This window comes from Runella sp. SP2, assembly GCF_003711225.1.
Lineage (GTDB): Bacteria > Bacteroidota > Bacteroidia > Cytophagales > Spirosomataceae > Runella.
Window position 1 is genome coordinate 58,430 of record NZ_CP031031.1, and the last position, 14,235, is coordinate 72,664.

A 14,235-nucleotide genomic window follows, 5' to 3' on the forward strand; every position below is an offset into this window, starting at 1 on the left:
TTAACTATCTGATTGATAGGTGTTTATGTTTTTTTTGTGATGCTTAAATACTCTTGCTCGATAACTTTTGAGAAAAAAACTTTGATAAATAGTTTACTATTGTTAATATTGATTTTAGTTAACAGAAAGGGCATAGCCGTAAGTACTCAAAATACAGATAATTCTTTATATTAGTGTATATTAAGTACTTTCTCTACTTAACGAGGGAATTGATACATATTTTAAATATCATTGAATTAAACTGGGCTTTATTGTAAGAATTGATTAATATATTGAATATTAATTAGTTGTACAGTGCTAGTATTTCTTGTAAATATTTGATTTTCAGTCGTTTAAAAATATTTATGTTATAAAGCCTTAAATTGGCTAGAAGTAAAGAATAGTTTTTTATATTCAAAGTGTTTTTTATTATAATTTATTGATTTTTAAGTTAAACAATAAATGTAAAAAAAGTGCAATCTATCATTGTTTTAATATAATATATATGTACATAAACAACCTAAAATAGGTGCATTTATTTTACAACTATCTAATAAAAAATGACAAGTAATTAATTATTTTACTATTTATTAAATGTTTTGAAAAATCCAATACCTTTTACAAAACTTCTCGACTTTTTCTGATTTATCTGTTTTGTGTAATTTTTTTAGTTTTTACTTAAATTAATGTAAAGTGCACTATATTTTTATTTATAATGTATAGCAAAAACTATTAAATAGTAAAATTAGTTTCATATTAAAAATAAAATCATAACTTACATTTATAATGTAAATTTGTTAAACGATATTTACGTACCTAAAATTAATAGATGTTGTTATTTTATTTTTTTGGAAATTTGCTCAAAATATCATATTTTAATTTGGGTTTTATCATTGATTTATTTACTAAAATACTATTTTTTCACTTTCCTATTTTAGTTCTTTAGATGACTATTGGGTATTTATTTCAAATACTAATAATTATGACTCTTTCATTGATTACAAATTCGGGAATTCAAGTTCATAAATTTACTTTAAGAATAGACCCTAATGCTGAGGTAATAGGCACAATGGGCTTTTATGAAAATGTAGATAATATAAGAGCCAAAATCTCCTTAGAACACGCTTTTTATCTTCCCGATCAAGACTGTTGGGTACCTAAGCAATTACTAAAATTACATGACTACCTTGACGAAAAAGGCTACTTAAAGGAGGGAATCAACTATAACCTTATCAAACCTTTTAAGTTAATTGAAGATAAAAATTTTTTCACAGTTAGTGATATATTTACATGTCTTGAGTATTTTTGTTCAACTGACGAAAAAGCCCTTTGGCTTCCTATTCCTTACTTCAAAAAGGATAATACTACCAAAAATAGCTTTGGGCCTATTTCTTGGGCTAGAATGATGATTAAGGAAGTCACAAGAAAAAATCCAGAACTTAAGACAAATAGCTCGTTCAGAAGAGAGAAGGGAAAAGATTATCACATTGTCATTGCATTTGACACCAACATAAGTAATCATCAGGATGTTTATTTTGCTCCATCAGATAGAGACACTTTAGATGGAGAAAACCTTTTCTCTCTTTGTCAAAATGAAGACTTACTCCTAAACTTCTGTAATGCACAATATAACTGTGATTGGGTTGCGAACTATCTAAAACGTATTGTTCTTGATGGTAATGAGCCAACCCAATTTCCGCACCTTAAATATTTAGCTTATTATATTTACTTCATCAAGTATTTGTCCGAAGTTACTTTGTTTGATGAGAAAAAGGGTGGGTATTTGGCGTTTCCCGAGGTTACTTTGTACAGCGATCAAGTAACACCTATTGAAGTTGATTTGGTTCTTGATATTGGAAACTCAAACACATGTGGGATATTATTTGAAAGACCAAGTAAACATAGACCTTTCAGTTTCAAAAATGTAAAAAAACTAAAGATTAATGACTTGAGTATGCCAGAGAAAGACTATGATGATCCTTTCTCTATGCGGTTAGTATTTGTTGATACAAAATTTGGGTATTTAGATATTCCAGAGCATAAAAATTTTAAATGGCCCAGTATTCTACGTATTGGTCAAGAAGCAAATAGGCTTATTAATAAACGTACTACAAATCAAGGAAATAGTACAGAGACCGTAACACATCATTCAAGCCCTAAAAGGTACTTATGGGACACAAAAAAAGCCGAATACCCTTGGGAGTTTATTAATTTCTCAGGAAAAAACATTAAAGAAGCGATTTACTATGAAGGTGTATCGGAGCAGTTTAAAGAAGATGGGGAGTTTGCCCTTGACGGAGTATTTTCTTTTTCGCCTTATTATTCTCGTAAATCATTAATGACATTTGTATTTATGGAAATACTTCTTCATGCCATTTCCCAAATAAATTCACATGCGTTTAGAAATGAGCATGGCAGTATAGAAACTCCTCGTAAAATTAAGCGAATCACTATCACCTGTCCTACTTCTATTATACAAAAAGAACAAGTTGTATTGAGAGAATGTGCAGAAACAGCCGTAAGGGCTTTACAACGGTTCTTCTCTGATACATTCTTAGGGTCTTTTATTGATGAAGAAAAAATAGGAGGTGATTTAGAAATTATACCCAGCCCGAAAGATTTGGCAAGAAAAAGAGACCAAGTAGCATTTCGAAAAGATTGGATTTATGATGAAGCAACGTGTGCACAACTTGTTTTTCTTTACGGTGAGATTTCCAAAAGATACCTAAATAAAGCGGAAACTTTTTTTGATCTATATGGTAGGCTAAGAGAGGATGTTTCATACCCAGATAAAAAATCCCTAACTATTGGCTCTATTGATATTGGTGGGGGAACAACTGATTTGATGATATGTGCTTACCAAAATGAGCCTGGACAAAATTTGGCTGTCCTAAAGCCTCAACCAATTTATTGGGAAAGTTTCAATTTTGCTGGTGATGACTTACTGAAAGACATTATTCAACAAATACTTATAGAAGGTTCTATAAATAAGAAAGAAGACATTGGCTGTGTAGGGGTTCTCACGAATGCTGCTAAAAATGCTGGAGTAGTGGACGTAAATGAAAAAATACTCCGTTTTTTTGGACCAGACAACGCCAAACAAAACTATTTAGACCGAATACGTAGGAAAAATTTTGTGGTTCAAATAGCTATCCCCATAGCCCTTCGTTACTTACAACACACCATAGATGATAAATTAGATGAAGAAATAGCTTTTTATGATTTTTTCCCGGATGTAAAGCCAAACCCAGAACTTATTCGAGCAATCAATGATTTCATGGGTGCAAATTTCAAAATTGAAACGTTATCTTTCAAACTTTCTAAAAGGCGCGTTTCTGAAATTGTGGAACAAACTTTTGATGCCCTATTTAGGCAACTTTCAGGAATTTTGTCGGCTTATGGTTGTGATTTCCTGCTGTTAGCAGGGAAGCCTACTACATTACCAAAAGTTCGAGAAATTTTTGTCAGATATTATCCTGTATCACCCGAGAGAATTATATCCCTCAGTAAAAACAAATACCGGATTGGTCGTTGGTATCCATTTGCAGACGACTTAGGATATATAGAAGATCCCAAAACTATAGTTTCAGTAGGGGCTATCATTGCATTAATGGGAGGAAAATTGGACAATTTAGACGGGTTTAGGCTCAATACTCAGCCTCTTAGACAACAGCTTGGAGCTACTTCTGATTATATTGGTACATTGGATCAATACACACACTTAATTGATGATTGCTTTATTACTCCTGATATACACATAGGTGAAATTGAAGTCCATAGTTTACCTATAAAATTAGGTTATAAGCAATTGCCTAATAAATATTATCGTGGGAGACCCATTTACAAGTTAGAGTTTAACGACAATGAAATAAAGAAACTCGTAAAAGAACAAAACTCACTTTTGACCGACAATTCGAAGGACTTGGACAATGCAATACAAGAGTACAAGGTTTTACTTAAAAACAGTATGCCTTTTAAAGTAAAAATTCAGAGAAATTGGAGTGAAAGTAAAGAACATCTTTCTATCATAAGACTACTGGACAGTAGTAGAAAAGAGCGTTCTAAACAGCTTTTATCATTAACTATAATGACTTTGGCAGAAGAGTATAGTTATTGGCTTGACTCTGGCGAATTTGTCCTCAATTTACGTTAATCCAACTTGCCTGTTAGAACCGCTTTAAAGTTAAAAGTATGCCGAATTTATCACAACAACAACTGCAAAATATTGCCGATAACACTGGAGAATTAGGGAAGATTCTTAATGAAGGGGTGAATTGGGTAAAGAAGAATCTTGAAGGAAAGAATAACGATGCAATTTCATACGAATTAAAGCGTCATAGACGTACTCTAAATAAAGTGCGCTTTGCTGTTGTACAAAAGCCAACCATAGCACTGTTTGGTGCTAGCCAAGCAGGCAAGTCTTATTTGGTAAAGAATATCTTGTGTGATGAAACAAATCAACTTAAGATTCCTGACCATAGGAATTCAAATAATAATAAAAATTTTATAACAGATATTAACCCAGAGGGTGGCGGTGGAGAGGCCACGAGTTTGGTTACTCGCTTTACTTATACAGAAAATACTGATGTAAATATTCCTCCAGTCAAGATTAGATTTTTATCTCCTAAGGATATTTTTTTGGTAATCTTAGATAGTTATTTTTCGGATTTTAGCAAACGCAAAAATGCCCCTGAGATTACGAAAAGTGATATTGAACACTTCTTGGAAACTCTTAAAGATTTATTTGGTAATATAACCCAACATGTTTTCTCAGAAGATGATGTGTATGATATAGAAGAATATCTTACCTCTACTTTTGAGTCCAATCAAAAAGGTAAGCTTATTGCTTTCAAGGATGCGGCTTTTTGGAAGGTAATCGCTGACAATATTCATAAAATAGCGCCCCAAGACTGGACAGATGTGTTTTCAATCATTTGGGGAAATTCTCCAGAGTTGAACAAGTTATGTAAGTCGCTTATTGATGAACTACAAAATATTAATTTTTCTACAGAATTATACGCTGATTTTGATGCCGTACTTAGAGACACAGGAGCTATTCTGGATGTTAAAGTATTGAATAAGTATTTTGTAGGGGCAGGTACGCGCGTTACGCTTGTGTCGAGAGAGGGGAAAAACTATGGAATAGATGCCAGTCATTTGTGTGCTTTGAGTTCGGAAGTTATTTTTAATATTTCTACTGAATCTGTTGCGAAAAACCCATTTATTAAAAATATTGACATTCTTGATTTTCCGGGGGCCAGATCTCGACTCAAACAGGATGAAAACGACACACTTACCGATGAAAATCTTACGAATATGCTTTTGCGTGGGAAAGTTGCCTATCTGTTCAATTCCTATTCCAATCGGTATGAAATAAATAATCTATTTTTTATTACTAACAGTAGCCAAAGTAATGTTTCAGGCCTTGCTGAATTGGTAAATAATTGGATTTCGTACAATATTGGAAGTACTGTAGAAGAAAGAACATATACACTCAGTAACTTTACAACCCCTCCCATTTTTATTATTTTCACCTTTTGGAATCGCCAATTGGACTACGACCAAGACAACGACCCGAAGGACTTAAATCATAAATGGGAATTACGTTTTTCTAAACTTTTTGAAGATGAGATAACCAACAAAGGAAACTTTAAATGGCCAAAAAATTGGACTAAGAATGGCCGTTTTCATAATTATTTTTTACTGCGAGATTTCAAATACTCCAAAGATACTTTCGAAGGCTTTGAGCTAGATAAGACAGAAAAAGGAGTCAGAAATGAGCGCCAACAATACTATTCAAAGCTTAAAGATTCTTTTATAACATCCAACTTAGTAAGTCAATTTTTTACCAATCCTGAAGTCGCCTGGGAAAACACTTCTACTATAAATAATGATGGTAGCCAATACATTATTAGTCATATTGCTGAGATAACTACTAACGAGATTCGTACCAATCGTTATTTGCAAATTTTGAAGGACTCACAGGAAAAAGTAGAGAATCTTTTGAATAGAGAGTATCATAGTGAAAACGCTGATAAACAAATTATTAAAGCGGCACGTGAAGCAGCTGAGATTCAAGCAATAATGAACAAAATTTTCGGTCTTGATGCCTTTCAATTCGGTAATTTCATAGAAAATTTCACTGTTCAGGAAAAAGAAATTTACGAATTTTTTCACGATGAGCTCCGAAAATTGGAAATGGTTAAAGCTCCCGAACGAAAGCAATATCAGCTTTACCGAGAGGCTAGTCCAAAATTGAGTAGTGATTTGAGTTTTGACGAAAATCTACAAATACTCATGGAGAAATATTTTCGAGATTCGCTTGAAGATACAGTATCGTATTTTGAGAGCCTCGGTATCGATCTAAACGAGTTATTTTATGGGGGTATAAACGACTTAAAAAACAACTCTGAGATGCTTGCTGAAGGTGCTCGCGATTTTTGGTTTAATCACAAATTGAAAATAAGCAATTTTAGTGACATAATAGAGCTCGGTTTAGATGAAAATTTATTAATCCGCCTCTTTGAGAACTTAAAGGTTTCTTTTGATAAATACAAAGTAACCAAAGAAATAGCAAAAAATATAAGAACTTATGTGGATACTTTCAAAAAAATAGATTCAGCAGAAGATATGGTTGCTCATATCACAGCAGGTATCATTAACGAATTTGCCACCAGTTGCGGATGGAGTTTTTATCCAGACGATGAAAAACAAAAAGTAAGAAGTGCTAATAATGCCAATAGATTGAATCTTTCTCTTCCTGCCAATGCAGAAGTATTTGTATCATTGGAGAAACTTCATGAGGAGGGTACAGATATAATGTCTTTGGAAAAACTATTGGATTATATGTCTGATCTGAATGAACATCTCAATAAGATTCCTCTGGATATGGCTGTAGTCAAGATGGTACCTATGATTAAAAATTACCGATCATGGCGTGAAAAAATGACGGCTTGTTTTGTTGCTAATTGTGATATTCCTACTTATAATATAGAAGCGAATAGACAATTAGGGCTAATTCTAAATCGTATAAAACTCGTTTCGTTTGTCTAAGCCTTTTTATACTCTGTTGTATGTCAAGAAATTTTACATATACTTCTATTTTGAGTGGACTAAAACCTGTGATGTGGCAGAATCAGCCTATTTACAGGCATTTTAGTAAACTCAGAAATCACCTTCGACAACAACAGGAGTTAGGAGATTTATATGCACAAATTTTTGCCGAACCATTTGTTGAAGATTCTTCAGCAGGAATAGCTGAAAGAGCCACATGGCGATTGGAGAGTTTTGAAGAAATGCCCCAATCTATTTCAGAACTACCTATTTCAGAACAAACTAACTACCGTTCTATTCTTGTCAGGAATATTAATACGCTTCTTGAATACTCTCAAAAGATGCTCGAATCTGAAAATTCAGATTCTGTCGCTTGGGGGCAGCTTATCAATAAGTCACTTCAAATACCTAATGACAGTTACATTCTTTGCGGGGAAAATAAGATTGTACTGGTAGCTTGGGGCTTTGTCAGTGCTCAAGAAGGTGATATTGGTTATAATCTCCGCAAAGAGATCGCTTTCAATCCATTTAATATTCATCGTGCTGTTGTTCCATTTGAGCCTTTACCTGTTGAGTTAAATAATTTCCCCGATGCTGAAACTTCCAATCAATCATCGGCAGAGCTGCCCCAACCTGAAATTACTCCGACAACAGTTGAAGATAATACAACAATTGAAAAGGAGTCAATAACGCCTCCAGTTATCAATTCACCAACCACCGACGAGAGCGATAAAAACCAACCCGTAGCAAGCACAAGCTCAACTCATACAGGTGAAACAAAGATAATAGCTCCAAAAGCGCCTTGGTGGAAACGTTTTTGGTGGGTTTGGTTATTTTTGTTAGGAATACTGTTTCTGTTTCGTCAATGTGGGCAAAGTTCACCTTTACCGGCAGCCCCGGGAGTCATTATCCCCATAGATTCAACCAAAATATCGCTCGACCCTGACAGTGTACGGTATATTGCTTCGGATAGGCTTAATATTGCACTTACAGGTACAAACAAAGACTTACACGAATTTGCCAAGGCATTTAAAAAGCTCTATGATGATGACAATTACCAAATTATCTATTATGATACTTTGACGTATCGGTTACAGTTACAGGTTCCACCCAATGAATTAGAAAAAATCAAGAAAGCACTCCCTGCTCAGTTGAAAGATTACCAAATGTTGATTTGGTATGAAGGTATTTTTGAGAGCCGTGTCATACCTTCTGACCCTGATTTTATAGATCAATCTAAAAGTTGGTATCATCGAATGGTTAAAGCTCCAGGGGCATGGGACTACACGAGGGGGGACAGGAATTTGGTGGTGGCTATTATTGACGACGGTTTTGATTTAACGCACCCGGAGTTTGTCGGGCGGGTTGTAAAACCATTTAATGTAGTTACTCATTCATCCAATGTCAATTCAAGCTACCGTGGAGGAACCCACGGTACTCACGTAGCAGGTATTGCATTAGGAAATGCCGACAATGGAATTGGCGTATCGGGGATTGCACCAGCATGTAGGTTTATGCCAGTGCAAGTAGGAGACAGAGCCGGACGTATGGGAAGCACCGCTATTATTGATGGGTTGCTGTATGCTATTCACAACGGAGCAAGCGTAGTCAATATGTCGCTAGGAATGGCTGTTCCGCCTTCCATCCGTTTTCTGTCGCCCCGCCGACAAAGAGACCTCATTAATCAATTGTTTAAAGGAGAGGAACAATTCTGGAAAGAACTTTTCAGCATGGCTGCCTCCAAGAATGTGACCATTGTTTTAGCTGCAGGTAACGACAATGTCTTTATTGGGTTAGACCCTATGCAACGTTCAGAAAATACAATCATTGTTTCGGCTACTGACAGAAGCAATAACAAAGCTATATTCAGTAACTACGGTGATGCTTCTTCAATCAGTGCCCCTGGAGTGCAGATATATAGCAGCATACCAAGAGGACGATTTGAATTAATGGATGGTACGAGTATGGCAGCACCGATAGTTACCGGTGGAGTGGCCTTGATTAAAAGCATAAACCCTACACTTACTTTATCTCAAATAAAGTCACTCTTACAACAAACAGGGTTGCCAGTGGCTACACCCAATGCATATATTGGTAATTTGATACAATTGGACAAAGCACTCGCTACAGCCTCACGTGGCCGTGCACCTACGGTGGAATGTCCCGACGTACAGCAAAAAATTGATAGTTTGTTGTTAGAGATTGAAAAGTTAAGGCAGGTATGCGACAATTATAATGCTGGTGATACTTTGAAACTGCCTTCTGACGGCGGCAATCTCAATTTTGCAGAGGGACGATGGAAAAGTACTACAGAAATAGTAAACGACGACGGTGATTTTGTACAGATTTTCTTTGATTTTTATACCAATGGCACGGGTAAGATCACATTACAAGAAGCCGATGGAACCCAATGTACAGCGCCTTTGAGTATTTCGCTCAACAACAATGAATTTACAATTGTACAACGCACTGCCGCTGCCTGTGTACCCCCACCCCAACAATACGCCTCTTACAATATCAGTTGTAAACCCGATGCCTATGGCCGGGCATTGTGTGGTGCACAAAACCAGCGAATTAGTGGAAATAACCTACGCTTTAACCTTATAAAAATACAATAATTATGGCAAATTCAAATCAAAACCCGCCCCAATGGACTTATATTATCCACGCCATTGGGCTTGCTTTTTTTATGATTTTTATTTTAATGGGTCTTATTTATATACTCCATGGAAGTATTTATCTAACCGCCTTTATTAGTATAACCATAGTGGGGATATTAGTGGGGATTATCTTTGGGCTTGTTACTCTCAAGAAACGTACTCAAGCCTATATATCATTACTACCCGAATATTTATTAGTAGGGCTCTATATTATCATCTTCATAGCTGTTTTTCCTTTATGCTTTCATTTTTTTAATATTGACATTATTCACCGTAATGAGATGAGAAAAGCATGTCTCTCAAAGTTAGGCAACTTGAGTACACTGGAAAACGAATATAAAAAGGCCATTGCGAACAAGAAGAGTAATCTCAGTAATTCTGCAACTGTATTTTATGGCAACTTAGAAAACACAGGAAACGCTCAATATAAAAGAGCTCTTGATGATTTATTAGGGCCAGGCACATGGACTGATGATCTATCCAAAGGTATAGAAGCATCTCAAAATACTTTGGAAGCCCGCTATAAACTTTCTGTTGTGGACTCCTCTAACTTACAGAATTTTAAACAAATATCAAAAGCTGTCTTTGAAAATTGGCAACATCTAAAAGTAGGCTATATCTATGAACAAATAAATATTGAGTTCAAGCAATATGAAGCTATTATGAAAAAGAAGATGCCTGATTTTAATGGCCCTACTTTTAATGAGGCTCCATTAAGTCTTAATTCATCTATTGCTTCTATTAAAAATGCGTCAGTAGTCGACTGGCTGCTTTCTTTATTTGTTTTGGCTTTAATTTATCTGGCTATTATTCTACCTTATATTTATGCCGATAGACCCATTGGGCTTAGACGTCCTAACCCTCCTACGTCTGGGGAACGTAGAATAGAAGTAGTATAGTAAACCTATTTGACTTTGTTTTCTCATTCAACAAGTAACAAAAATGAATCATAATCAAATACTCGATTTTTATAATAAATCTAAATGTGCAACTCTTACCGATCAGGAGCTCAGGGATGCGTCAAATGGGCTTAAGTTCTCACTTGAGTTATTGTATCAGCACGGATCAATAGACTATGAGCGCTATGATAGACTTACTAAAATTAGCCCAGAAGAGCATTACCATAACATCACTTTGTCCAAGACAAGTAATGATATGGACTTACTTGAAAAATATAATGATTCAAAAATTAAAGTATTAATTCAGAAGGGCCATATCCAGGAAGATGAGCTGTACAATCGTAGATTGTATAGTAGAGACGAATTAGATATGATTATGGGGAGACCTCCACGTCCCGTAGAGACAGTGGTTTATAAAGACTTGAATGAAATACTGAAAAATTTGCCTCCATTGTTTGAAAACAGAGTTGATATTTTTGTCTTGGGAGTATCGGGCTCTGGAAAGTCTTTTTTCCTTTCAGGTTTATTCAAAGCTGCCGATGATTTAGGGATTCTTGATTTGCCTATGCTACAGAATTCTCAGGGAGAGGTGTTAAACCACAATGGGATTAAATATGCAAGGCACTTAATAAAGACTCTAAGACAGGGCCGTCCATTTGCTCCTAATGTTTATGAGTTTATAACGTATATGAATGTTAATTTCGAAGATGAGTCAAAAAACATTTACCCAGTCTCTTTCATGGAACTAAGTGGAGAGTTGTTTGAGGCTTGCTATGGAAAACTAACCAAAGACCTTCCAGAAAGGCTGAGGAACTATCTATTTCACCCTAATCTAAAAATGCTATTTTTTGTGATAGATTTAAAAATTGACCTTAATGAAGATGATTATGAAAATACCGACCAATGGACTCATTTTCAATGGTTTTTAGAATTACTCAGATTAAATGATGTCTTTTCAAAGACTTTAACTATGTCTATTTTAATCACTAAATGGGATTTGGCAACAGACCAATCGCCCGAAGCTGCCGAAAGGTTTGTAAAGGCAAGGTATCGAGGATTATATAAGATTTTAGAAAGATACATGGACCAATACAAAAACCTAAAAATAAGCATAATGCCATTTAGTGTAGGGAACTTTGATGCCAGAAATACAGTAAGTTTTGATAAAAGTTACTCTGAAAAAGTATTAAACTGGATAATTAAAAACGCGTTTATTGAAACTGGGAAAAAGAAATCTACTTGGTGGTAACTTCAGACTCACATAATCAATCTTAATCTGTCAATAACAATGAACGTAATAAATGTAATAAATAGAGAAAAACTCGGCCTTGTAGTTTGGGGTAGGAAAAGAGGTTGTAAAGTTTTTTTTACTTGTAATTTGCAAGCTATAATAAGCTTTAGAGAAGAGCCATTTATTGATGCTAATGCGATATTTATTACAATACCTCAATTTAGCCGCGACAATTTAACAGCATATTTGGTCTCACATTTGTCTACTTATGATGCTTATACAGCCTATTGGTGGGCTCGTGACGATGAAAGTCGGACAGGTTTTTTAGCGTTTACTTTGGTTTGTTCCAGTGGATATTATATATCAAACTCTAATCTCAAAGAGATATTAGATGAGTTGGCAGAGAAATATTGTAATGAATATTTAATAAGTACTGGTTATATAATTAAAGAATCTATTAAAGAAGACATAAGTCTATTTGAGGCTATTTTAAACAGATACCCTTTACAGCAAAAGCCAAGCCTACCTAAAAAACCAAACAATGTAGTTCGCATGAATTATAATTCAAAAGAATCATTGCTTCACATTTTAGATAATTTGAAAGAAGAAGAATACACCGAATTTCAAAGACTGTTTTTAATCCCTAATGTAGTTAATCAACCAGAAATAGAGTTATTTGATTCTCAGCTACCCATAGTAGATATTCCTTTCACTCCTCCGAAATATAACTTTATTATTAGTTTTGAAGATAAATATGACGGAAGTAAAATTGATAGGATTAATTTCTCAATATTCAAAAACGGAATACTATATTTAAATTATATAAATAGTGAAAGTTGTAAGGTTGAGAATATTAAAGAAATTGACAAAATTACCTTAAAAATAAATGATCCTAATTTTGAGAATATTGAAACGGAAATAAGTCATGATTTATCTAAACGAAACATTATTACAAAAATCAGCAGGCTCTATAACTTTGATATACTTATCAGAGACGAAAGTGGTCAATACCTTGATGAGGTAGTAGTCCAAATAGGGTCGAATAAAAAAACGGTTGATAAGAGAGGGCATTTTAGCAATATATCGCTCACAAAAGATTTAGATGCGACTATTACTAAAACAGGTTATAGGACCGAGTCTATTGCACACAACGAGCTTTCTAAAATACTAAAAAACGAGAAAGAACACACTATTACAATTAGAAAAAACAAAACAGAACCCCAGAAGTCTGTTCCAACTCATCAAAGTAGTGAAGAAAAAGAAGAATATACGGAAATTAATTTAAAAATAAAACCATCAAACTCCGAAATAGTTATTGTGGTTAATGGGGAGCAAAAAAAGCAGTCATCTCATATAATTTCTCTACCCAAAAACAAAGATTTTGAAATCATAGTCACTGCCCAAGGATATAAGAAATATCAAGTTTTATCCAATGAATTAGCAATAAAAAAAGCATTTCAAAATGGCTATTTGGAGGTCGAATTAGAACAAATACAAGTTAGAGACAAGTCATTCTCAACCATACTTATTGCTGTATGTGTATTTGCATTGATAGTGATAGGCGCTATTTTATATTTAAATAAAGAAAGTTTCTTTGAAGAAAAAATAAGCTCTACCGATTCAACACAAACTACTACGCCTGAAACTGTTACTCTAAATCAAGACTCCTTAGACTTAGTACAACTTGGAGAGAATTTAAAAATTGCATTTAAAGATAAAAAGAAAGACAGCATTGATAATTTGTTTACTAATTATGATATTAGGTACACAGGGCTATCAGATGATAATCTTAAAAAACAATTTCTAAACCAATATGATACTTTTAAAAAGCAATATGATACTTTTAAAAAGCAGCATAATGCCGTTCCAAGCCCACCAAAAGATACTCCCAAACAACAACCTAAAAGTGAGAACGGTGGAAAATCCGAATCAGACCCTAAAACTGCAACAGCGAAAGCTGATAATAAAACTAAAAAAATAGCAAATATAGAAGAGCCAGTAAAAGGACAAAAAACTACAACAACGCTTGAGACGTCAGATTTTAAATCTGCACAAGAGGCAACAATCAAATATGAGGAGCTTACCAATTTTACAATGGAACTTCTCCCAACAAATGCAACAGCTAGTTCGATTAACACTAAAATTAGCAATGCCCAAAAGTTAAAAAGAGAATTTAAAAAGGTTCCAGAGTTTGAAAATGCTGATAAACCTCACTACGAGGGTTATATAATTATATACATAGATTATTGTGATTTGGCATTGCAAATCTTAGAAAATAAAAAAAAGGAATCTAAGGACGTTTTTGAACTGATGATTAATAAAAAAATTGCACAATCAAAATTAGGTCATGTAAAGAAAAAGGACTTTACAGAAGATTTAAAACGAAGATTAAACGCAAAATTCAATCAATAAA

Annotated in this window: 6 protein-coding genes; all 6 read left to right on the forward strand. The window is 34.3% G+C overall.

Annotated features, from left to right (window positions below):
- Positions 1-961: 961 nt before the first annotated feature.
- Genes DTQ70_RS30170 through DTQ70_RS30195 form a run of 6 tightly spaced genes read left to right on the forward strand, consistent with a single transcriptional unit; the run spans position 962 to position 14,234 of the window.
- Positions 962-4,132 carry a virulence factor SrfB gene (locus DTQ70_RS30170; protein WP_164490304.1) on the forward strand — a complete coding sequence of 1,057 codons (3,171 nt, stop codon included), beginning with the start codon at positions 962-964 and terminating at the stop codon, positions 4,130-4,132.
- A 38-nt stretch (positions 4,133-4,170) separates the two neighbouring features.
- Positions 4,171-7,032, forward strand: a complete 2,862-nt coding sequence (locus DTQ70_RS30175) for a virulence factor SrfC family protein (RefSeq protein ID WP_122934667.1) — start codon at positions 4,171-4,173, stop codon at positions 7,030-7,032.
- A gap of 20 nt (positions 7,033-7,052) precedes the next feature.
- The gene (locus tag DTQ70_RS30180; protein ID WP_122934668.1) at positions 7,053-9,650 is read left to right on the forward strand and encodes a S8 family serine peptidase; all 2,598 of its coding nucleotides are present in this window, start codon (positions 7,053-7,055) and stop codon (positions 9,648-9,650) included.
- 2 nt (positions 9,651-9,652) lie between these two features.
- On the forward strand, positions 9,653-10,591 hold the full coding sequence (locus DTQ70_RS30185) for a hypothetical protein (RefSeq protein ID WP_122934669.1): 939 nt from the start codon (positions 9,653-9,655) through the stop codon (positions 10,589-10,591).
- Positions 10,592-10,634: 43 nt separating this feature from the next.
- Positions 10,635-11,840, forward strand: a complete 1,206-nt coding sequence (locus DTQ70_RS30190; RefSeq protein ID WP_122934670.1) for a hypothetical protein — start codon at positions 10,635-10,637, stop codon at positions 11,838-11,840.
- Between the two features lie 39 nt (positions 11,841-11,879).
- On the forward strand, positions 11,880-14,234 hold the full coding sequence (locus DTQ70_RS30195; protein WP_122934671.1) for a hypothetical protein: 2,355 nt from the start codon (positions 11,880-11,882) through the stop codon (positions 14,232-14,234).
- The last annotated feature ends 1 nt before the right edge of the window (position 14,235 follow it).

Excerpts from the sequence above, each read along its gene's own strand:
- DTQ70_RS30195 (WP_122934671.1), top strand. The coding sequence starts at position 11,880 with ATGAACGTAATAAATGTAATAAATAGAGAAAAACTCGGCCTTGTAGTT.
- DTQ70_RS30170 (WP_164490304.1), top strand. The coding sequence starts at position 962 with ATGACTCTTTCATTGATTACAAATTCGGGAATTCAAGTTCATAAATTT.
- DTQ70_RS30190 (WP_122934670.1), top strand. The coding sequence starts at position 10,635 with ATGAATCATAATCAAATACTCGATTTTTATAATAAATCTAAATGTGCA.
- DTQ70_RS30175 (WP_122934667.1), top strand. The coding sequence starts at position 4,171 with ATGCCGAATTTATCACAACAACAACTGCAAAATATTGCCGATAACACT.
- DTQ70_RS30185 (WP_122934669.1), top strand. The coding sequence starts at position 9,653 with ATGGCAAATTCAAATCAAAACCCGCCCCAATGGACTTATATTATCCAC.
- DTQ70_RS30180 (WP_122934668.1), top strand. The coding sequence starts at position 7,053 with ATGTCAAGAAATTTTACATATACTTCTATTTTGAGTGGACTAAAACCT.